At 46.0% G+C, this 22730-nt stretch carries 13 protein-coding genes and 2 pseudogenes; 11 read left to right on the top strand and 4 right to left on the bottom strand.

Annotated elements, in window-relative coordinates; genetic code table 11:
- The first annotated feature begins 171 nt into the window (after nucleotides 1-171).
- Together alaS and rpsU are read left to right on the top strand one after the other, a co-directional pair.
- Nucleotides 172-2826, top strand: coding sequence for an alanine--tRNA ligase (gene alaS / locus DXA20_RS11865; RefSeq protein ID WP_118561020.1), 2655 nt, complete (start codon nucleotides 172-174; stop codon nucleotides 2824-2826).
- A gap of 181 nt (nucleotides 2827-3007) precedes the next feature.
- Nucleotides 3008-3181 (top strand): 30S ribosomal protein S21, encoded by a 174-nt coding sequence (gene rpsU / locus DXA20_RS11870; protein ID WP_022013401.1) that lies wholly within the window; start codon nucleotides 3008-3010, stop codon nucleotides 3179-3181.
- 778 nt (nucleotides 3182-3959) lie between these two features.
- On the opposite strand, the gene DXA20_RS11875 is transcribed toward rpsU, so the two are convergent.
- A complete protein-coding gene (locus DXA20_RS11875) occupies nucleotides 3960-5303 on the bottom strand; it encodes a uracil-xanthine permease family protein (protein ID WP_118561022.1) in 1344 nt (447 codons plus the stop codon).
- Between the two features lie 146 nt (nucleotides 5304-5449).
- Complete coding sequence (locus DXA20_RS11880) at nucleotides 5450-6031, bottom strand: xanthine phosphoribosyltransferase (RefSeq protein ID WP_118561024.1); 582 nt, start codon at nucleotides 6029-6031, stop codon at nucleotides 5450-5452.
- Nucleotides 6032-6463: 432 nt separating this feature from the next.
- On the opposite strand from DXA20_RS11880, the gene gltB reads away from it, so the two are divergent.
- The 3 genes and pseudogenes from gltB (at nucleotide 6464) to dtd (ending at nucleotide 13252) form a co-directional block, all read left to right on the top strand.
- Entirely contained in the window at nucleotides 6464-11041 is a 4578-nt protein-coding gene (gene gltB, locus DXA20_RS11890) for a glutamate synthase large subunit (RefSeq protein ID WP_118561059.1), read from the top strand.
- A 25-nt stretch (nucleotides 11042-11066) separates the two neighbouring features.
- Nucleotides 11067-12547 (top strand): annotated as a pseudogene (locus DXA20_RS11895) (glutamate synthase subunit beta).
- 252 nt (nucleotides 12548-12799) lie between these two features.
- A complete protein-coding gene (gene dtd, locus DXA20_RS11900; RefSeq protein ID WP_118561028.1) occupies nucleotides 12800-13252 on the top strand; it encodes a D-aminoacyl-tRNA deacylase in 453 nt (150 codons plus the stop codon).
- 104 nt (nucleotides 13253-13356) lie between these two features.
- Here the strand turns inward: dtd and DXA20_RS11905 are convergent, their stop codons facing one another.
- Together DXA20_RS11905 and DXA20_RS11910 are read right to left on the bottom strand one after the other, a co-directional pair.
- Complete coding sequence (locus DXA20_RS11905; RefSeq protein ID WP_118561030.1) at nucleotides 13357-13953, bottom strand: helix-turn-helix domain-containing protein; 597 nt, start codon at nucleotides 13951-13953, stop codon at nucleotides 13357-13359.
- A gap of 21 nt (nucleotides 13954-13974) precedes the next feature.
- Entirely contained in the window at nucleotides 13975-14250 is a 276-nt protein-coding gene (locus tag DXA20_RS11910) for an AraC family ligand binding domain-containing protein (RefSeq protein ID WP_118561032.1), read from the bottom strand.
- 192 nt (nucleotides 14251-14442) lie between these two features.
- On the opposite strand from DXA20_RS11910, the gene DXA20_RS11915 reads away from it, so the two are divergent.
- The 6 genes and pseudogenes from DXA20_RS11915 to carB all read left to right on the top strand — a co-directional run bounded on the left by DXA20_RS11915 (nucleotide 14443) and on the right by carB (nucleotide 22658).
- Complete coding sequence (locus tag DXA20_RS11915) at nucleotides 14443-15747, top strand: alpha/beta hydrolase-fold protein (protein WP_158577227.1); 1305 nt, start codon at nucleotides 14443-14445, stop codon at nucleotides 15745-15747.
- Nucleotides 15748-16420: 673 nt separating this feature from the next.
- A pseudogene (locus tag DXA20_RS11920) lies at nucleotides 16421-17730 on the top strand (glutamine synthetase family protein).
- Between the two features lie 40 nt (nucleotides 17731-17770).
- Entirely contained in the window at nucleotides 17771-18175 is a 405-nt protein-coding gene (locus tag DXA20_RS11925; RefSeq protein WP_330420888.1) for a hypothetical protein, read from the top strand.
- Between the two features lie 38 nt (nucleotides 18176-18213).
- Nucleotides 18214-18330, top strand: a complete 117-nt coding sequence (locus DXA20_RS18710) for an ANTAR domain-containing protein (protein WP_330420890.1) — start codon at nucleotides 18214-18216, stop codon at nucleotides 18328-18330.
- Nucleotides 18331-19431, top strand: a complete 1101-nt coding sequence (locus DXA20_RS11930; protein WP_118561036.1) for a carbamoyl phosphate synthase small subunit — start codon at nucleotides 18331-18333, stop codon at nucleotides 19429-19431. It abuts the gene before it with no gap.
- The gene (carB, locus tag DXA20_RS11935; RefSeq protein WP_118561038.1) at nucleotides 19431-22658 is read left to right on the top strand and encodes a carbamoyl-phosphate synthase large subunit; all 3228 of its coding nucleotides are present in this window, start codon (nucleotides 19431-19433) and stop codon (nucleotides 22656-22658) included. The genes DXA20_RS11930 and carB overlap by 1 nt, the downstream gene beginning before the upstream one ends.
- Nucleotides 22659-22730: the final 72 nt, after the last annotated feature.

A 22730-nucleotide genomic window follows, 5' to 3' on the forward strand; every position in this document is an offset into this window, starting at 1 on the left:
TGGCTTTGATGCCGGAAACAATGATTGACAGATACAAACCCTTAATTTATAATTATAAATTAGGGGTTTTTTCTTTATTCCAGTAAGGAAAAACAAAGCCGGCAAAGCTTCCGGGCGGTCGGTCATACAATTTGTGGATGCACACGGAAATGTGCAGAATGGAGGATAAACATGCAAAAGTATGGAGTAAATGAGCTTCGAAGAATGTATTTGAACTTTTTTGAAAGCAAGGATCATTTGGCGATGAAGAGCTTTTCGCTGGTTCCGCACAATGATAACAGCCTTTTGCTGATCAATGCGGGTATGGCACCACTCAAGCCATATTTCACGGGACAGGAGATTCCGCCGAAGCGCAGAGTAACAACCTGTCAGAAGTGTGTCCGTACAGGAGATATTGAGAATGTTGGTAAGACAGCACGTCATCTGACGTTTTTTGAGATGCTTGGTAACTTCTCCTTCGGAGATTATTTCAAGCATGAGGCGATCGCATGGTCATGGGAGTTTTTGACAAAGGTGATCGGTATGGAGCCGGAGAGATTATATCCGTCTATCTACGGTGAGGATGAAGAGGCATACGATATCTGGACAAAGGAGATCGGTGTGCCGGGAGAGAAGATCACCAGATTCTACCGTGATGAGAACGGGGAATGTGATAACTTCTGGGAGCATGGTGCAGGTCCTTGTGGTCCGTGCTCTGAAATTTATTACGACAGAGGAGAGAAGTACGGCTGTGGCAAACCGGATTGTAAGGTTGGCTGCGACTGTGACCGTTTCATGGAGGTATGGAACAATGTATTTACCCAGTTTAACGGAGACGGACATGGCGGCTACGAGGAACTCCAGAATAAGAACATCGATACCGGAATGGGTCTGGAACGTCTCGCTGTTGTTGTACAGGATGTGGATTCTGTCTTTGATATTGACACCATGAAGGCAATCCGTGACCGCATCTGCGAGATGGCTCATACAGAGTATCAGAAGGACGATGAGAAGGATGTTTCCATCCGTCTGATCACCGATCATATCCGTTCTTCAACATTTCTGATCTCTGATGGTGTTATGCCGGGTAACGAAGGACGTGGTTATGTTCTCCGCCGTCTGATCCGCCGTGCAGCGCTTCATGGCAGAAAGCTCGACATCAAGGGAGCATTTCTGGCAGAGTTATCAAAGACCGTGATCAACGAGTCCAAGGACGGTTATCCGGAGTTAGAAGAGAAGAAAGAATTTATCTTAAATGTTCTGAATAAAGAGGAAGAGCAGTTTAATAAGACGATCGACCAGGGACTTGCTATTTTAAATGAGATGCAGGAGACAATGAAGGCTGAGGGCAAGACAGAGCTTTCCGGCGCAGATGCGTTCAAGCTGTATGACACCTACGGTTTCCCTCTTGACATCACGACAGAGATCCTTGAGGAGCAGGGCTGCACCGTAGATGAGGCCGGCTTTAAAGCATTTATGGAGGAGCAGAAGGACAAGGCACGTAAGGCTCGCAAAGAGACAAACTACATGGGTGCCGAGGAGACCGTATATCAGCAGATTGATCCGGCAATTACTTCTAAATTTGTCGGATATCATGATCTGGAGCATGATTCAAAGATCACAGTACTTACCACAGAGACAGAGCTTGTTGATGCACTTACAGATGGTCAGACAGGTACCGTGATCGTTGAGGAGACACCGTTCTATGCAACCATGGGTGGTCAGAAGGCAGATATAGGTACGATCACTGTCGGAGACAGCGAGTTTGTTGTTGAGGATACGGTTCACCTGCAGGGTGGCAAGATCGGTCATATCGGTAAGGTTACAAAGGGAATGATCAAGACCGGCGATACCGCGACATTAAAGGTTTGTCCGAAGAATCGTCTGGATACCGGAAAGAATCACAGTGCAACACATCTTCTTCAGAAGGCACTCCGTATGGTATTGGGCAATCATGTTGAGCAGAAGGGATCCTACGTGGATGCCGAGAGACTTCGTTTCGACTTCTCTCATTTCTCTGCAATGACACAGGAGGAGATTGAGAAGGTTGAGCAGATCGTCAATGATCAGATCTCTGCAAGTCTTGATGTTGTAACCGAGGAGATGACACTCGAAGAGGCAAAAGAGACCGGTGCGATGGCTCTTTTTGGTGAGAAGTACGGCGATAAGGTTCGCGTTGTCAAGATGGGTGATTTCAGTACAGAGCTCTGTGGTGGTACTCATGTAGCGAACACAAGCGTGATCGCATCCTTCAAGATTATTTCCGAGAGCGGTGTTGCAGCAGGCGTCCGTCGTATCGAGGCACTGACATCTACAGGTCTGATGAAGCATTACGATAATATCGAGAAGGCACTGAATGCTGCAGCAAAGACAGCAAAGGCTGAGCCGGAGCAGCTGGAGAAGAAGATTCAGTCCATGCAGGAGGAGATCAAGGCTCTCCAGTCCGAGAATGAGAAGCTTAAGACAAAGCTTGCCAACGAGGCAGCCGGTGATGTAGACAGCCAGATTCAGGAGATTGCCGGTGTAAAGGTACTGGCAATGAGCGTACCTGAGGTAGATATGAATGGTCTGCGTACACTCGGTGACCAGATGAAGGAAAAGATCGGTGAGGGTGTCGTTGTTCTGGCATCCGCCGTGGGCGGAAAGGTTTCTCTGCTTGCTATGGCAACCGATGAGGCAATGAAGCACGGAGCACATGCCGGCAACCTGATCAAAGCCATTGCTTCCGAAGTCGGAGGTGGCGGCGGCGGACGTCCGAATATGGCACAGGCAGGCGGCAAGAATCCGGCAGGAATCGACAACGCGATCGCCAAGGTAAAAGAAGTCCTTGAGGGTCAGTTGAAATAAAGAGAAATATTTCAAAAAGTAGTTGACGAAATGGAAAAATGTGTTATAATCTATCTTGTGCGTTGATAGGAGGAATCCTGTCGTTAAAAATACCCATACAGTTGTGTATTGGATTTATAAGCAGCTGAATGCACAGCAGCCGCGCAAAATTTACAACTGGAGGGAGGTTAGGTGTGAGACTATGTCAAATGTAATCGTAAAAGAGAATGAGACATTGGATAACGCTTTACGCCGTTTCAAGAGAAACTGCGCAAAGGCAGGTATTCAGCAGGAGATTCGTAAGAGAGAGCATTATGAGAAGCCTAGTGTTCGTCGTAAGAAGAAGTCTGAGGCAGCTCGTAAGCGTAAATATTAATTTACGAAACCACAATGAAAAAGAGTAAAACCTTATCAGGGAAGTTGATTGTCGCGAGACAGACTTCCCTGTTTTGGTATGAAAAGTCTCGATGTATGTAATGAAATACTAAGACTTCCCATTCCAAAGACAGAAATCAACCCAAAATATTTCTTATGTCCAAGAATGAAACATCCATTTTGCCTTGGAAAATAAATTGATCCGTGAGCTATCACTAAAAAATTGACGCAGATCAGTAGGATTTCTGAAAAATCTTTGCTTTGCAATGCTTTGATAAATGCGCATCCGAACGACTGAGCCCCATAGGTGGGCTCAGCTATTTCGGACGGCACGCTTTCGCTACCACTGCACCACGCAGCGGTACATAACGCCCCAAGTGTTAAATAATTATATATGTATTTACAATACTTGGGCGTAAGTACCGGCGGATGCAAGTGCCTCTCGAAACATCTGATTCCCACCTTGGGGCGAGTACGGCAGGATGCGTTTATCGAAGATCAAAGCAGCAAAGCAATTAGATTTTTCGAAATCCGTCAGTGACAAGACAATTTTTTAGTGATAGCTCACGGATTTTTATACATTGGCAGACAAAATGTAACTTCTAAATAATCAGACATAAGAAATATTATGGGCATACATCAATTGGGGGAATGGGAAGTCTTAGTAAAACGTTTTGATAAACGAAAAGAAGAGACATGTTCTATGTCATATAGAGCATGTCTCTTCTTTCGTTATGATATGTTTGTACTGCGGCGAAAGCCGTAATAAGGATCATTTACTACTCGTTTGCAGCTTTCTTTTCCTCAAATGCTTCCATATTCTGCGGAAGGATCAGGTTTAAGATAACCGCTACCAGAAATACCACGGCTACACAGTTCTCTGCGAAGACTGTCTCGATGATCTTCGGGAATACAGAGAACAGCTCCGGCACCTGTGTAAAGCCAATACCGATACTTAAGGAAAGTGCCACGATAGTGATGTTTCTCTGTGAATAACCGCATTTACCGATCATCTGCAGACCACTGACAACGATCGTTCCAAACATCATGATCGTACATCCGCCTAAAACGGCATCCGGCAGTGTGGCAAGCACAGCACCAAAGATTGGGAAGATACCGGCAAGGATCATGATCAGCGCGCCTGTAGCGATCGTGAAGCGGTTGACAACCTTTGTCATTGCGACAAGACCGACGTTCTGGCTGAAGGATGTGATCGGCATACAGCCAAACAGAGAGGACAGGGAGCTGATAAAACCATCACAGGCAAGGGAGCCGGAGATCTCTTTTGTGGTGGCACTGCGGTTTAAGCCGGAATTGGCAAGTGCCTGCGTATCTCCGATTGTCTCTGTGGCAGATACTAAGAAAATCAATGCTACAGAAATGATCGCATTTAAATGAAATTCCATTTTAAATGGCATCAGATGTGGAAGAGCAATAACGCTGGTGCCTGCCAGAGAGGAGAAATCGACAAGTCCCATCGGGATTGCGACAAGGTATCCGACAATGAGTCCGAAAAGGACGGACAATTGCTTCCAGTAGGACTTTGCAAATATATTAAATAAGATACAGCAAAGCAGTGTGATCGTACCGAGGATCCAGTTTTCGACAGAGCCAAAGTTTTCGCTGCCGCTGCCACCGCCGAAGGAGGTGGAGCCTACAGAGAGAAGGGAAAATCCGATCGCCGTAACCACGCTGGCGGATACGATCGGAGAGATGATCTTTATCCAGTATTTGGCGAAAAGACCAAGACAGCCCTCGATCAGACCGCCGATCAGTACGGCTCCCATGATCGTGCCGTAGCCGTAGTTTGTGCCGATGTAACACATGATCGATACGAACGTAAAGCTGATACCCATAACGATCGGAAGACCGGAGCCGATCCGCCAGAGCGGGAAAAGCTGGATCAGTGTACCGATACCGGCGATCAGCATGGCACTCTGGATCAACATGGCAAGCTGTTTGCCGGAGACACCGGAGGCACCGGCAACAATGATGATCGGTGAAATATTGGCTACGAACATTGCAAGAATGTGCTGAAGACCAAACGGAATGGCGCGGGATACGGGAACCCGTCCCTCTAATTGATAGATGTTGCTTACTGAACTGTTATTTTTGTTACTCATTTCATGTAAATTCCTTTCCTTTTCGATTGGTAAAATAACGATCCCGGTAACAGGAACGTCGATGTATTATTTCTTATTACAAAGAAAATCATTTAAAAGATGACGGGGGGCAGAAACTACTTTGTCCCCAATGGATGTGCCGGGGGTTACTGCTCGCGGAAGGTGATCTCGCCGGTGGAGGCGTCCATGGCATCCACGATCGCCAGAGACTCTAACTGGAAACCGAGGTTGCGGATCATACGACCGCCGACCTGGAAGCCCTTCTCAACGGCAATTCCGATTCCTTCAACAGTTGCACCGGCTTCGGTGATGATGGAGATCAGTCCCTGCAGAGCACAGCCATTTGCCAGAAAATCATCAATGATGAGTACATGATCCTCCGGACTTAGAAACTTCTTGGAGACAATGACCTGATTTTTGCACTTGTGGGTGAAGGACTCCACCTCGGCTACATACATGTCTCCCTCAATATTGATGCTTTTGGACTTCTTGGCAAAGACGACCGGTACATCAAAATGTCTGGCAGCCACGCAGGCGATACCGATACCGGAAGCCTCGATGGTCAGGATCTTGTTGATCGGTTTGCCTGCAAAGCGGCGTTTCCACTCGGCACCCATCTCGTCAAAGAGACGGATATCCATCTGATGGTTGAGAAAGCTGTCGACCTTTAAGACATTCCCCTCCTTTACAATGCCGTCCTTCATAATACGTTCTTCTAAAAAATTCATGGTTTCGATTCCTTTCTGAATAGAATGCTTCTCTGTGCGAAAGGCACAAAGCGTTGAAAAACGCCCTTTTTTGAGTGTTTTAATGTTGATAAGTTTAGCATGAAACAGGCAATTTCGCAAGGGACAGTATATTTTCTTAAGCAAGTGGTGTTTTTGGGCGAAACAGAGCATATTAAACAGAAGAAAATAAATCAAAACGGGAAAATGCTATATTATTCAAAGAAATTATTGATAAAACTTAAAAATGTGTTGCAATTATTGAGAATATATATTATAATAGCTTCAATTTGAAGAACAAAGGGGTTCGACAGGTTTTACTTGTTGACCCCTTTTTCTTTTTTTAGGTATCCGCAGTCAAAACAAGTAAATTTAAGCGGATACCGCGATATCAATAATTGAATGGAGGAACATGGAATGGTTAATCAGGAAGCAATGAATGAGAGTGCAGTACAGGCTTCAAAATGTATTGATCATGAGACAAAGGGCTTATATGATCCGCATTTTGAGCATGACAACTGTGGTATTGGTGCCATCGTCAACATTAAGGGTAACAAAACCCATGACACAGTATCCGGAGCACTGGAGATTGTGGAAAAGCTGGAACATCGTGCCGGTAAGGATGCAGAAGGTAAGACCGGTGATGGAGTAGGTATCATGCTTCAGATTTCGCACCAGTTTTTTAAGAAAGCGACAGAGCCGCTTGGTATTGAGCTTGGAGGAGAGCGCGATTATGGTGTGGGTATGTTCTTCTTTCCGCAGGATGAGTTAAAGCGCAATCAGGCAAAGCGTATGTTTGAGGTGATCACAGAGAAGGAAGGCATGAAGTTCCTCGGCTGGAGAGAGGTTCCAATCAAGCCGGACATTCTCGGTCACAAGGCGTTGGAGTGCATGCCTTATATTATGCAGGGCTTTGTAAAGAGACCGGATGATGTTCAGAAAGGACTTGACTTTGACCGTAAGCTGTATGTTGCACGCCGTGTGTTTGAGCAGCAGAGCAGCGAGGATACTTATGTTGTTTCCTGTTCCAGCCGTACGATCGTTTATAAAGGAATGTTCTTGGTTGGACAGCTTCGTTCCTTCTTTATGGACCTGCAGGATGAGGATTATGTTTCTGCAATTGCAATTGTGCATTCCAGATTTAGTACTAACACAAATCCAAGCTGGATGCGTGCTCATCCAAACCGCTTCATCGTACACAATGGTGAGATCAATACGATCGTAGGTAACGCAGATAAGATGCTTGCCCGCGAGGAGACGATGGAGACACCATATCTGTCCAGTGATTTCCATAAGATTCTGCCGGTTGTCGATCCAAACGGTTCCGACTCCGCACGTCTTGATAATACACTGGAATTTCTGGTAATGAGTGGTATGGAGCTGCCGCTTGCCGTGATGATCACGATCCCTGAGCCATGGGAAAATGATATGAGCATCAGCCAGAAGAAGAGAGACTTTTATCAGTATTATGCAACAATGATGGAGCCATGGGATGGTCCGGCATCTATCCTGTTCTCCGATGGTGATTATATGGGAGCTGTCCTTGACCGTAATGGTCTCAGACCTTCCCGTTACTATATTACAACAGACGATCAGCTGATCCTTTCGTCCGAGGTTGGTGTATTTGAACTTCCTCCGGAGAAGATCGTGAAGAAGGATCGTTTAAGACCGGGCCGTATGCTTCTGGTGGACACCGTGAAGGGTGAGCTGATCGATGATGCGGACCTGAAAGAGAAATATGCATCCCGTCAGCCGTACGGTGAGTGGTTAAACAGTAATCTCGTCACTCTGGCAGAGCTTCATATTCCAAACCATAAGGTACCGGAGTACACGGATGAAGAGAGAGCAAGAATGCAGAAGGCATTCGGTTATACCTTTGAGGAATATAAGAACTCTATCCTGCCGATGGCGCAGAACGGAAGTGAGCCGATCGCATCCATGGGTACCGATACACCGCTTCCAATGCTTTCCCGTAAGGTACAGCCGCTGTTTAACTATTTCAAGCAGATGTTTGCACAGGTAACAAACCCTCCGATCGATGCGATCCGCGAGGAGATCGTTACATCAACAAGCGTTTACATCGGTGAGGACGGAAACCTTCTCGAGGAGAAGGGAGAGAACTGCAAGGTATTAAAGATCCACAATCCGATCCTGAATGATACCGATCTTTTAAAGATTAAGAACATGGATAAGGATGGCTTTAAGTGTGAGGTTCTTCCGATTACTTATTATAAGAACACATCCTTAAAGAAAGCACTGGATCATCTGTGCCTTGAGGCAGACCGTGCGCATAAGGAAGGCTGCAACATCCTGATCTTAAGTGACCGTGATGTGGATGAGTTCCATATGCCGATTCCATCCCTGCTTGCGGTTTCTACCCTGCAGCAGCATCTGGTAACAACAAAGAGAAGAACAAGCATGTCAGTCATTCTTGAGACGGCAGAGCCGAGAGAGGTTCATCATTTTGCAACACTTCTCGGATACGGTGCAAGTGCGGTCAATCCATATCTGGCACATGAGACGATCCGTGAGCTGATCAGTAACGGAATGCTGGACAAGGATTATTATGCAGCAGTCAGTGATTATGATAACGCTGTTCTTCATGGCATCGTAAAGATCGCTTCCAAGATGGGAATTTCTACGATCCAGTCTTATCAGGGATCCAAGATCTTCGAGGCAATCGGTATCTCCAAGGAAGTTATCGAGACTTACTTCCCGGATACGGTAAGTCGTGTGGGTGGTGTTACTCTTGAGGATATTGAGAAGCAGATCGACGAGCAGCACAGCCGTGCATTTGATCCGCTGGATCTGACGGTTGATCTGAACTTAGAGAACCGTGGACAGCATAAAGAACGTGGCCATCAGGAGGAGCATCTGTACAATCCGGAGACGATCCATCTTCTGCAGCAGGCAACCTGGACCGGTAATTATGAGCTGTTTAAACAGTATTCAAAGTGTATAGATGAGAAAGAGAAGCAGATCAATTTAAGAAGTCTTCTTGATTTCAAATATCCGAAGAAGGGTATCGACATTGATCAGGTTGAGAGTGTGGATGAGATCGTACAGAGATTTAAGACCGGTGCAATGTCTTATGGATCTATTTCACAGGAGGCACATGAGACATTGGCGATCGCAATGAACCGTCTCCATGGTAAGTCAAACAGCGGTGAGGGTGGTGAGAGTCTTGAGAGACTGGAAACTGCCGGATCCGAAGTGGATCGCTGCTCTGCAATCAAGCAGGTGGCATCCGGACGTTTTGGTGTCACCTCCCGTTACCTTGTCAGTGCCAAGGAGATCCAGATCAAGATGGCACAGGGTGCAAAGCCCGGTGAGGGTGGTCATCTTCCGGGTGGAAAGGTTTATCCTTGGGTTGCAAAGACCCGTCATTCCACACCGGGTGTCAGCCTGATCTCCCCACCACCGCATCATGATATTTACTCTATTGAGGATCTGGCTCAGCTGATCTACGATCTGAAAAACAGTAATAAAGATGCAAGAATTTCCGTAAAGCTTGTTTCCGAGGCTGGTGTCGGAACTGTCGCAGCCGGTGTTGCAAAGGCCGGTGCAGCCGTTATCCTGATCTCCGGATACGATGGAGGTACCGGTGCGGCACCGAAGAGCTCTATCTACAACGCAGGTCTTCCTTGGGAACTTGGTCTTGCCGAGACTCATCAGACATTGATCATGAACGGACTTCGTTCCCGTGTCCGCATCGAGACAGACGGTAAGTTAATGACCGGCCGTGATGTAGCGATTGCTGCAATGCTTGGTGCAGAGGAGTTTGGCTTTGCTACGGCTCCGCTGATCACAATGGGCTGTGTTATGATGCGTGTCTGCAATCTGGATACCTGTCCGGTCGGTGTTGCAACACAGAATCCGGAGCTGCGTAAGAGATTCCGCGGTAAGCCGGAGTATGTTGAGAACTTTATGCGTTTCATCGCAAGTGAGCTTCGTGAATATATGGCAGCACTTGGTGTCCGTAAGCTCGATGATCTGATCGGTCGAGTTGATCTTCTTCAGAGAAAGGAGCTGACCGGTGAGGCAGCAGAGTATGCAAAGCGTGTTGACCTGTCCAAGATTTTGGACCCTACCTTTGCAGGCATGCGTAAGGACAACAAGTTTAATCCGAAGGATAAATACGATTTCGAGCTGGAAAAGACGATCGATGAGAAGGTATTCCTTCCGAAACTGAAGAAGTCTCTTGAAACCGGTGAGAAATCGCGGATCGAGGTAAAAGTTGACAATATTAACCGTTCTCTCGGAACGATCCTTGGTTCCGAGGTTACCAAGAAGTTTGGTGACACTCTCGAGGAGGATACGATCACAGTGAAGTGTGACGGAAGCGGTGGACAGAGTTTCGGTGCATTTATCCCGAAGGGACTTACCTTAGAGCTGGAGGGTGATTCCAATGATTACCTCGGAAAAGGTCTTTCCGGTGGTAAGATCGTGGTATATCCGCCTGCAAACAGCCGGTTCAAGGCAGAAGAAAATATTATCGTTGGTAACGTTGCTCTCTATGGTGCCACAAGCGGTAAGGCATTCATCAATGGTATTGCCGGTGAGCGTTTCTGTGTAAGAAACTCCGGTGCTTATGCGGTTGTAGAGGGTGTCGGCGATCATGGATGCGAGTACATGACAGGAGGTCGTGTTGTTGTTCTCGGACCGACCGGAAAGAACTTCGCAGCCGGTATGAGCGGCGGTGTTGCCTATGTACTGGATGAGGACAGCAACCTTTACCTGAAGCTGAATAAGGAGCTGGTATCCTCAGAGCCGATCACCGATAAATACGATGTACTGGAACTCAAAGAGATGATCGAGGAGCACGTTGCAGCAACAGGCTCTAAGAAGGGTAAGATGATCCTTGACGATTTCAGTGAATATCTTCCAAAATTCAAGAAGATTATTTCTTATGACTATGCTCATATGCTGCAGCTGATCGCCCAGATGGAGGAGCACGGTCTGAGTTATGAGCAGGCACAGATTGAAGCATTTTACGAGCATAAAAATAAATAAGCTTTGATTGGAAAGGAGAATCAACATGGGTAAACCAACGGGATTTTTAGAATATGAGCGGAAAAATAATCAGGCAGTGGAGCCATTAGAGCGAATCAAGAACTTTAACGAGTTTCACACACCAATGCGCGAAAAGGATCGTAGAGAGCAGGCGGCAAGATGCATGAACTGTGGCGTGCCGTTCTGCCAGTCCGGTATGATGATCGGAGGAATGGCTTCCGGTTGTCCTCTGAACAACCTGGTGCCGGAGTGGAATGATCTTTTATATCATGGTAATTACAAAAAGGCACTGCAGATGCTGCGTCAGACAAATAACTTTCCGGAGTTTACCTCCAGAGTATGCCCGGCACTCTGTGAGGCAGCCTGCACCTGTGGTCTGAACGATACACCGGTTACCTGCAAGGCAAATGAGAATGCGATCATCGAGTACGGTTATGCCAACGAACTGATGGGGGCGCAGCTCCAAAGACTCGGACCGGCAAAAAGGTTGCAGTCATCGGTTCCGGTCCTTCCGGACTGGCAGCAGCCGATCAGCTTAACCGCCGCGGTCATTCCGTTACGGTATATGAGAGAAATGATCATATCGGAGGTCTTCTGATGTACGGTATTCCGAACATGAAGCTGGAGAAGTGGGTTATCGACCGCAAGCAGAAGGTTATGGAAGAAGAGGGCGTGAAGTTTGTTGTCAACGCAGATGTCGGAAAAGACGTTAAGGCAACAGATCTGATGAAGGAATACGACAGTGTGATCCTCGCCTGTGGCGCATCCAATCCGCGTGATATCAAGGCAAAGGGTAGAGAAGCAGAGGGAATCTATTTTGCGGTAGATTTTCTGACGCGCTCCACCAAGCATGTCCTTACCGGCAAGAAAGAGGGCTGGGTTGATACAAAGGGCAAACATGTTATCGTCATCGGTGGCGGTGATACCGGAAACGACTGTGTCGGAACAGCAGTCCGTCAGGGCGCAAAATCCGTAACGCAGCTTGAGATGATGCCAAAGCTTCCGGATGAGAGAGCAGCATCCAATCCTTGGCCGGAGTGGCCGAGAGTCTGCAAGACCGATTACGGCCAGGAAGAAGCGATTGCGGTATTCGGACATGATCCGCGAATCTATCAGACAACCGTAAAGGAGTTTATCGCAGACAAGAACGGCAAGCTCAAGAAGGTGAAGCTTGTGAAGCTGGAGGCAAAGAAGGATCCAAAGACCGGTCGTATGAATATGACAGAGATCGCCGGAAGTGAATTTGAGATGCCGGCAGATGTTGTCCTGATTGCAGCAGGCTTCCTTGGCGCACAGGAGTATGTGGCAAAGGCATTTGGCGTGAAGCTCAATGCACGTACCAACGTCGAGACAGCTCCGGGTGAGTTCAAGACAAGCGTTGACAAGGTATTTACGGCAGGAGATATGCACAGAGGTCAGTCACTGGTCGTATGGGGCATCAACGAGGGACGCCATGTGGCAAAAGAAGTCGATAAATTCCTGATGGGATATACGAATCTGGATTGATGTTGATGTGGAAATACGCAGATGCGGGATTTATTATAAAATAAATTTTAGCTGCGGATTGAGAAAGAAATATCAGATAAATACGAAATAAGCGTGGGAGAAACCGAGGCACGGTGTGTACGAAAAATGGGACACATCGTGCTTTGCTTTTTTGCAGCTTTCGTTAGCGTCGGTGATTATGTCTGTGGGGGATTGCATTATGACCCGAAAATGTATATGATTGAAAAAAAGCTGCAGGAGGATTTATAGATCATGAAATTATTGATTCAGAGAGTAAGAGAAGCATCAGTGGAAGTGGGTGGAGAGATCACCGGACGTGTCGACCATGGATTTCTGGTATTTGTCGGTGTAGCAGAAGAGGATACGACAGAGATTGCAGACAAGATGATCGACAAAATGGTAAAGCTCCGGATCTTCGAGGATGAAAACGGCAAAACCAACAAATCCATCGCTGATGTCGGTGGAAACTTTCTCGTGGTATCCCAGTTTACTTTGTATGCGGACTGCCGCAAGGGAAACCGCCCATCCTTTACAAATGCGGGCAATCCACAGCTGGCAAACGAGCTGTACGAATATGTGCTTGCGAGCCTGCGGGACAGGGGATTCGAAGTGGGTGCCGGTGTGTTTGGTGCGGATATGAAGGTGTCTTTGTTGAATGACGGACCGTTTACGGTGATGCTGGATTCGGAGGAAATTTGTCGTTGATGTAATCATTTATCGGATGCAAATATCTGATAAGTATCCGGTAGTCATTATCTGGTGGATATTTATTATCGCACTGCTTGGATGAAAGCAATAGTGTTATTTGATCAGACGCTATGTTTTTGTTGATATTCGCTTGGGGTAATGGCTTCGTGTTTCTTGAAAACCCTGCTAAAGTAAAAAGCGTTACAAAAGCCGAGAGCCTCTGCTGTTTCTGATATAGTAAACTGCCGGCTTTTTAAAAGTTTTTTTCCTTGTTCGATTCTTAAATTTTCTAAAAAGGCAAAAATGGTCGTGCCGGTATGCTGTTTGAATCGGCGGTTCATATAGTCGAAATTATGGTGAAAAATATCTTCCAACATAGAGCCGGTGATTTTATGTGAATAATTATTTTTTAAATAGTCACAGATACGAAACGGAAGAGAAAGATTTTCCTGTTCCGTGTGTAAAATATGAGACAGTTCTGAACGGGACATTTGTAACAAAAGCACGAATAAAAGGGCATCATTGATTGATTGCTGATGAAGTCCGTTTGTCGAATTGAAATTTGTCAGATGCTGCATTTGACGGATGATTTTTTCGAAGTCAGAGTGTGTCGGATGAAAGTATTTGGGCAGTAAAAAAGTGTTTTGGACAGTAGAGGAGGGCGTTGGAAAAAATGGATGTCCGCCTACTTTTTGCTGAAGATATTCTTCGGATGTCATTGTTATGTCCTGCAGACAATTCTAATCAAAATGAATGTAATAATAGTCAATATGTTCATTTGTGAGTAGCCCATAGTGGCATTTGCCGGGAGAAAAGATCATAATATCACCGGCGGTGAGAGTGTATTGATTCTCATTTTCCATAATTTGCATAATGCCATCCGTAATGATATAGATGATCCAATTTTGTGAAATCCTCTGAAAATGCTTATTGGGAGATGGAATGTGAACAACACCGGACAGTAAAAAAACCGGGAGAGAGTTTGAAAAACCGGAAATATAAGGTAGTAATTCCATAAGGGAACTCCTTTCGAAATTCTGTAATATTCAATCATTTATTATAATCAGTTATAAAGGGTACATTGTTTAAAAAAAGTCGCTATAATATATATCATGGTCGGAAATAGATATTCTATATTTGTACATATTATGCTATTCTTAGTTTACGAAATTGTCAAGAGAAACCTTGTTTGGTAAGGAGGAATGAGAATGAAAAGATTACATGCTGCCAGAAATGCAATGATTACCTGTGTGATCGCCGGATTGTTGGTGATGGGTATCACCGGAATAATAGCGTCTGCAAAAACAAAGCCGAAATTAAACCGGAAAAATCTGGAATTAAAGGTCGGAGAAAAGAAAAAACTGCAAATCAAAAATACAAAGAAGAAAGTTAAGTGGATCTCCAATAATAAGAAGATAGCTACCGTGACACAAAGAGGAGAGGTTTGTGGAAAAAGGATTGGAAAAACAAAGATCATCGCACGTGTTCAGAAGAAAAAGTATGTGTGCAGAGTGACAGTAAAACCGAAACAGTCGCCGCAGACCAGTGAACCGATACAGAATCAACCAACGGTAATTCCGCAGCCGGATGTAACAGCGACACAGCCAGCTGCACCATCGCCGTCTGTACAGCCGACATCCACACCATTGCCGGCAACGGCAGCTCCGGTAACGCCAACGCCGGTACCAACGCCGAATATTGAACAGGGGGCAGCTTGGGAGGCAGGTAAGAAGAGTGGAACAAAAGAAGATTTTGAATTGTATTTTAATCCGGAAATGAAGCAGTATACCAAACGTCAGAAGGATATGCCGCAGGGAAAATTTAAGGATGTGACATATCATTCAGCTGTTGTTGGAGCGGACAGAGAGGCATATGTATACCTGCCGCCGAATTATGATGAGAATAAAGAATATCCGGTACTTTATATGTTGCATGGAATCGGATGTGACCGGGGACAGTGGCGTTATATGTCGTTGAACGAGATTTTAAGTAACATGATCAATCGTGGTGAACTTCAGCCGTTAGTGGCAGTTCTTCCGAGTGTTGTACCGAAAAATGGATTGGATCAAAACACTTTTTCGAGTGACAACATTGGTGCCTTTACCGTGTTTGAAAAGGAATTTCTGACTGATCTGGAACCGTATATTCAGAAGAATTATGCGGTTTCAACAAAAAGAGAGAACACAGGAGTATGTGGTCTTTCTATGGGAGGAATGGAGGCGCTTCGTCTTGGATTTGTTATTAAGGACCATTTTAATTATATAGGATCTTTTTCAGCAGCTCCGAGTCTGGATCAAAGTATTCTGAATCTGGATGGCTGGACAACAACTCCACATACCGTTTTGCTTTGCAGTGGTGATGCAGACAGCACGATAGGAAATAATCCGGAGGATTATCATAAGAGACTTACAGAGAACAAGGTTGATCATATGTGGTACCTGTATCCGGGTGGAACCCATGAGGAAAAGGTTTGGAAAAACGGACTTGTTAATTTTCTGAAGAGAAGTTTTTAAAAAAATGTAAAGATAAGTAACTAAGACTTCCCATACCAAGGATGGAAATTTGCCCATAATATTTCTTATGTCCGGTTATTTAGAAATCATATTTTGCCTGCCAATATATTAAAAATCCATGAGCTATGACTAAAAAATTGTCTTGTCACTTACGCCCTGGATTTTGCAAATGATATAGATACTCCATTGAATATCCGGGGCGTTATGTACCGCTGCGTGGTGCAGTGGTAGCGGGAGCGTGCCGTCCGAAAAAGCTGAGCCCACCTATGGGGCTCAGTCGTGCGGATGCGTATTTATCAAAGCATTGCAAAGCAAAGATTTTTTGGAAATCCTACTGATCTGCGTCAATTTTTTAGTCATAGTTCACGGATTAAGTGATTTCTCAGGCAAAATTGATATTTTATTTTCCGGACATAAGAAATATTATGGGCATACATCAATTTGAGGTATGGGAAGTTTTAGCAAGTAAACATATAATTGATACAGGGAGCTTTCACATCCAATAAGTCGGTGAGAAAGTTCCCTATTTTTGTTGAAAAACAGATGAAACAAGCAAAAACAAGTTAAAAGCTAAAATAGTCTTTGACATCCCACTCTATACGATATATAATAAGGAGAAGTGCGTTGATACAATATGAACGATGAATTATCATGGCGAATAGGAGGATGCAGCGTGGCAAATTATACCAGAGACGACATATTGGACATGATCGAAGAGGAAGATATCGAATTTATCCGTCTTCAGTTTACGGATATTGCCGGCAATCTTAAAAACATGGCGACGACCGTTGATCAGATTGATAAGATCTTAGACGGCAGATGTCAGTTTGACTGTGCGGCGGTTGATGGCTTTGATGGCGATATGGAGGAATTATTTTTAATTCCTGATTTAGATACATTTGTTATTTTTCCATGGCGTCCACAGCATGGCAAAGTAGCTCGTTTTATCTGTGATATCGTGAAACCGGATGGAACACCTTTTGACGGCGATAGCCGTTACATTTTAAAAAGAACAATTGCGCAGGCAAAGGAGATGGGGTTCGATTTTGACGTTGCCTTAAGAATGAATTTTTCTTGTTTGACCTTGGCGAAAACGGAGAGCCGACCCATAATTCCAGCGAGAAGGGCGGCTATTTTGATGTTGGGCCTGCGGACTGCGGTGAGAATGCAAGACGTGACATGGTCTTATATCTTGCAGATATGGGGATTTCAACCGAGTCCTCCTATCATTCCGACGAGGCGGCACAGCATGTGCTTGACATGTCATACACCAATGCGCTTGCGATGGCAGACAACATTATGACATCCCGTCTGGTTATCCGGACCGTAGCAAAGCGTCACGGACTGCATGCGACATTTATGCCGAAGCCGAAGAAGGATTCCAAGGGCTCCGGAGCACATTATACATTTTCTTTATCAAAGAACGGTCAGAATATCTTTACGGATGTATCGGACTCAGCCGGTGTGAGCAAGGAAGGATATGCCTTTATGGCGGGCATGCTTGAGCATATTGCAGATATGTCTCTGGTAACCAATCCGCTGGTAAACTCCTACAAGCGTCTGGTTCCGGGATTTCTTGCACCGCTCAGGGTGAGCTGGTCCGTACATAATTCCAGCCCTCTGATCCGCCTGACATCGGTTGGTGGAGATGGCGGAAGGATCGTTCTTCGCAATCCGGACGGTGCGGCGAATCCATATCTGGTGATCGCGGCTTGTCTGGCGGCAGGAATGGATGGTGTCCGTAAGCAGCTTGAGCCGCCGGTATGCATGGACAAAATGTCAACGGAAGAGCTTGCTGAGCGTGAGAGACTTCCAAGGACGCTTTATGAAGCTGTGAAGCGTTTTGAAAATGATGAGTTCCTGCGTGAGGTGCTGGGAGCACATGTATCGAATTATCTGATCTCTACAAAGGATGCAGAATGGGAAGAATACTGCAGGCAGGTAACACACTGGGAGACGGAGCGTTATCTTGGAACAGTATAAGCAGTACCGCTGATAAGTAACCGATACACGGGAGGTTTTTATGGCAGATATCATCATTGCATTTCCAAAGCTGGACGATGCAAAAAATCTTAAAAAACTTCTGCTTCGAAACGGGTATGATGTCAGTCTGGTATGCGATAATGGTGCACAGGTTGTCGGCGCGGTAAACGAATTGGATGGCGGTGTAGTGATCTGTGGCTATCGCTTCAGCGATATGCATTTCTCAGAGATACTTGATTATCTGCCGAAAGGATTTCAAATGCTTCTGATGGCATCGCCGGCAAAGCTGGAGGACAGCGATATCAGTGAGATTGTGTCGCTGCCAATGCCGCTAAAGGTACAGGATCTGCTTGACACCCTGAACATGATGATGGTGCAGTACCGGCGCTGGAAGAAAAAGCAGAAGAACAAGCCGAGGTACGGTCAGAAGGTGAGAAAAGAATAATTCAGAAAGCAAAAGAGCTGTTGATGGAGAGAAACCAGATGACAGAGGAAGAAGCACATAGATACATACAAAAAATAAGCATGGACAGTGCGATAAATTTAGTTGAAACTGCTGAAATGATACTAGAACTAAATGGAAAGGAATGGGAAATTTAGATGAAAGCGTTTCTTATTTTAGAGGATGGAACAGTATTTGAGGGCAAGAGTGTTGGCTCGCAAAAGGAAGTGATCAGTGAGATCGTATTTAATACGTCAATGACCGGATATCTTGAGGTTCTGACTGATCCGAGTTATGCGGGACAGGCGGTAACGATGACATATCCGTTGATCGGTAATTACGGTGTTACCTATGCAGACATGGAGTCGCGAAAGGGATGGTCGGACGGTTTTATCACCAGAGAAATTTCCCGTATGCCAAGCAATTTCCGATGTGAAGATACCTTACAGAAGTTCCTGGAGGATCAGGACATTCCGGGCATCTACGGTATTGATACCAGAGCCCTTACGAAGATCCTTCGTGAGAAAGGAACCATGAACGGAATGATCACAACCAATGAGAATTACAATCTGGATGAGATTCTTCCGAAGCTGAAGGAATATACCGTAACAGGTGTTGTGAAGAAGGTTTCACGAAGTGAGAAGGAGTCCTTCAAGCCGGGTGATCTTGGTTCTGAAAAGACCGAGACAAAGTTTAAGGTTGCAGTGATTGATGTCGGAACAAAGAATAACATCATCCGCTGCCTGTTAAACAGAGGCTGTGAGGTCGATGTGTATCCATGTGATTTCAATGCAGATGATGTGATCGCTGCAAAGCCGGATGGTATCATGATCACCAACGGACCGGGAGATCCGGCAGAGTGTGTGGAGATCATTGAGCAGATTAAGAAGCTGTCAGAATCAAGCATTCCGATCTTTGCAATCTGTCTGGGACATCAGCTTATGGCATTGGCACATGGCTTTAAGACATACAAGATGAAATACGGTCACCGTGGTGCGAACCATCCGGTTATGGATCTGCATACAAGAAGAGTATATATTTCTTCCCAGAACCACGGATATGTTGTGGATGGCGAATCACTTGATGAGACAAAGGCAAAGCCTTGGTTTGTCAATGTAAACGATAAGACTATTGAGGGGCTTGAATATATCGGAAAGCCGGTTAAAACCGTACAGTTCCACCCGGAGGCAAATGCAGGGCCAAAGGATTCAGAAGTGCTGTTTGAGGAATTTATCAAAATGATGGGAGGTAATCAGTAATGCCAAAATTAGAGGGAATTAAACGTGTATTAGTAATTGGTTCCGGTCCGATCGTTATCGGACAGGCGGCCGAGTTTGACTATGCGGGAACACAGGCATGCCGTTCTCTGAAGGAAGAGGGAATGGAGGTTATCCTTGTCAATTCCAATCCTGCAACGATCATGACCGATAAGGACATCGCCGATAAGGTTTATATTGAGCCGCTGACCGTTGAGGTGCTTCAGCATATTATTGAGGTAGAAAAGCCGGACAGTCTGCTTCCGAACATGGGTGGACAGGCTGGTCTGAATCTTGGTATGGAACTCGCAGAATCCGGTTTTCTGGACAGTCATAATGTAAAGCTTCTCGGAACAACAGCAGAGACGATCCGTAACGCAGAGGGACGTCAGGAGTTTAAGGATCTGATGGAGCGCATCGGTGAGCCATGTGCGCCTTCCGAGCTTGTAGAGAATATTGAAGATGGTGTGGCATTTGCGGATAAGATCGGTTATCCGGTTGTGCTCAGACCAGCATATACACTTGGTGGTTCCGGCGGTGGAATCGCGCATAACCAGGAGGAGCTTGAGGAAATCCTTTCCAACGGACTTCGTCTTTCCCGTGTCGGTCAGGTTCTGGTTGAGAGATGTATCGCCGGCTGGAAGGAGATTGAGTATGAGGTAATGCGTGACAGTAACGGCAACTGCATTACCGTATGTAACATGGAAAACCTTGATCCGGTAGGTGTACATACCGGAGACAGTATCGTTGTGGCTCCTTCACAGACACTGTCTGACAAGGAGTATCAGATGCTTCGTACCTCCGCACTCAAGATCATCAGCGAGCTTGGTGTGACAGGTGGATGTAACGTACAGTTTGCGCTTCATCCGACATCCTTTGAATATTGTGTCATCGAGGTAAACCCTCGTGTAAGCCGTTCCTCCGCACTGGCATCAAAGGCAACCGGTTATCCGATCGCCAAGGTGGCAGCGAAGATCGCGCTTGGCTATACTCTGGATGAGATCCCGAATGCCGTTACCGGAAAGACTTACGCAAGCTTTGAGCCGGCATTGGACTACTGTGTTGTAAAGATTCCGAGACTTCCGTTTGATAAGTTTATCAATGCGAAGCGTACACTGACTACACAGATGAAGGCAACCGGTGAGGTTATGAGTATATGTACAAACTTCGAGGGTGGTCTGATGAAAGCGATCCGTTCTCTGGCACAGCATGTAGACTGTCTGGAGACCGGTGATTATGATGGCATGTCTGATGAGGATGTACTTGAGAAGCTGGATATCGTGGATGACCGCCGTATCTATCTGATTGCTGAGATTCTCCGTCGTGGTCTCGCCTCCTACGACAAGATCCATGAGATTACAAAGATTGACAAGTGGTTCATTGATAAGCTTGCGATCCTTGTTGAGATGGAGAAGAAGCTCAAGGCATGTGGCGGCAATATCGACAAGGAACTCATGAAGGAAGCGAAGAGAATGGAGTTCCCGGACAACGTGATCGCACGCTGGACCGGAAAGACCGAGGAAGAGGTCAAGCAGCTCCGTTATGAGTATGGCATTACCGCAGCATTTAAGATGGTTGATACCTGTGCGGCCGAGTTTGCATCTGAGACACCGTATTATTATGGCTGCTTTGATGGAAGCAACGAGGTTGAGGAGACAAGAGACCACAAGAAGATCATGGTACTTGGTTCCGGCCCGATCCGTATCGGTCAGGGTATCGAGTTCGATTACTGTTCTGTTCACAGCGTATGGGCGCTGAAACAGGAGGGCTATGAGACCATTATTGTAAATAACAACCCGGAGACTGTCAGCACCGACTTTGATATTGCAGATAAGCTGTATTTCGAGCCGCTGACACCGGAGGATGTAGAAAATATTGTTCGTCTGGAGAAGCCGGACGGAGCCGTTGTACAGTTTGGTGGACAGACTGCCATCAATCTGACAGAATCTCTGATCAAGATGGGTGTTAAGATCCTTGGAACAAGCGCAGAGAATGTAGATGCTGCAGAGGATCGCGAGCTGTTCGACGAGATCCTGGAGCAGTGCTGTATTCCGAGAGCAAAGGGTGATACGGTATTTACGACAGAGGAAGCGTTAAAGGTTGCCAATGAGCTTGGTTATCCGGTGCTGATCCGTCCGTCCTATGTGCTTGGAGGGCAGGGTATGCAGATCGCAGTACGCGATCAGGATATCGTAGAGTTTATGGCGGTTATCAACCGTTATCATCAGGAGCATCCGATCCTGATCGATAAGTACCTGATGGGTAAGGAAATTGAGGTCGATGCGGTATGCGATGGCGAAGACATTTTGATCCCGGGTATCATGGAGCATATCGAGAGAGCCGGTATCCATTCCGGAGACAGTATCTCCGTATATCCGGCACAGACGATCTCAGAGAAGATCAAGCGAGTTCTGGTTGATTACACCGGCAAGCTGGCACGTTCCCTGCATGTAATCGGACTGATCAATATTCAGTTTATCGTATATCAGGATGAGGTTTATGTGATCGAGGTAAATCCTCGTTCCAGCCGAACTGTACCATATATCAGCAAGGTTACCGGTATTCCGATCGTTGATCTGGCATCCCGCGTAATCCTTGGAGCAAAGATCCGTGATCTTGGCTTTGAGCCTGGTCTTGCACCGGATGCAGGCTATCTTGCAATCAAGATGCCGGTATTCTCTTTTGAGAAGCTTCGTGGAGCTGAGATTTCCCTCGGACCGGAAATGAAGTCTACCGGTGAGTGCCTTGGTATCGCCAAGACATTTGATGAGGCTCTGTATAAGGCATTCCTCGGAGCTGGAGTGAACCTTCCAAAGCATAAGAAGATGATCATTTCCGTTAAGGATTCGGATAAGCTGGAAGCTGTTGGAGTGGCAAAGCGTTTTAAGAAGCTTGGCTATGAGATTTTCGCAACGAGAAATACGGCACGTGTACTGAATGAGAACGGTGTGCTTGCCATTCCGGTAAACCGTATCAATGAGGAAGCACCGACGCTGATGGATCTGCTTCTGGAGCATCAGATCGATCTCGTTATCGATACACCGACACACGGCGACAAGATGAAGGATGGTTTCCTGATCCGCCGTACTGCGATCGAGACAGGTGTAAACGTTCTTACTTCGCTTGATACTGCCAATGCACTGCTGACCAGTCTTGAGAACTCAGATAAGACACATCTTTCTATCGTGGATGTGGCAACAATCTCCAAGAGTGGTTCCTACGCAAAGTAAGATATAAAGAAAAAGAGTAATATTATGATGCCGGCAGACAGATCAGCAATATGTATCTGTGTATGAATGGTT

It is taken from the genome of Roseburia sp. AM59-24XD, from assembly GCF_003478445.1.
Classification (GTDB): Bacteria; Bacillota; Clostridia; order Lachnospirales; family Lachnospiraceae; genus Jutongia.

Coding starts and splice junctions, on each gene's coding strand:
- alaS (WP_118561020.1), top strand. CDS start 172: ATGCAAAAGTATGGAGTAAATGAGCTTCGAAGAATGTATTTGAACTTT.
- rpsU (WP_022013401.1), top strand. CDS start 3,008: ATGTCAAATGTAATCGTAAAAGAGAATGAGACATTGGATAACGCTTTA.
- DXA20_RS11875 (WP_118561022.1), bottom strand. CDS start 5,303: ATGAGTAACAAAAATAACAGTTCAGTAAGCAACATCTATCAATTAGAG.
- DXA20_RS11880 (WP_118561024.1), bottom strand. CDS start 6,031: ATGAATTTTTTAGAAGAACGTATTATGAAGGACGGCATTGTAAAGGAG.
- gltB (WP_118561059.1), top strand. CDS start 6,464: ATGAATGAGAGTGCAGTACAGGCTTCAAAATGTATTGATCATGAGACA.
- dtd (WP_118561028.1), top strand. CDS start 12,800: ATGAAATTATTGATTCAGAGAGTAAGAGAAGCATCAGTGGAAGTGGGT.
- DXA20_RS11905 (WP_118561030.1), bottom strand. CDS start 13,953: ATGACATCCGAAGAATATCTTCAGCAAAAAGTAGGCGGACATCCATTT.
- DXA20_RS11910 (WP_118561032.1), bottom strand. CDS start 14,250: ATGGAATTACTACCTTATATTTCCGGTTTTTCAAACTCTCTCCCGGTT.
- DXA20_RS11915 (WP_158577227.1), top strand. CDS start 14,443: ATGAAAAGATTACATGCTGCCAGAAATGCAATGATTACCTGTGTGATC.
- DXA20_RS11925 (WP_330420888.1), top strand. CDS start 17,771: ATGGCAGATATCATCATTGCATTTCCAAAGCTGGACGATGCAAAAAAT.
- DXA20_RS18710 (WP_330420890.1), top strand. CDS start 18,214: ATGACAGAGGAAGAAGCACATAGATACATACAAAAAATAAGCATGGAC.
- DXA20_RS11930 (WP_118561036.1), top strand. CDS start 18,331: ATGAAAGCGTTTCTTATTTTAGAGGATGGAACAGTATTTGAGGGCAAG.
- carB (WP_118561038.1), top strand. CDS start 19,431: ATGCCAAAATTAGAGGGAATTAAACGTGTATTAGTAATTGGTTCCGGT.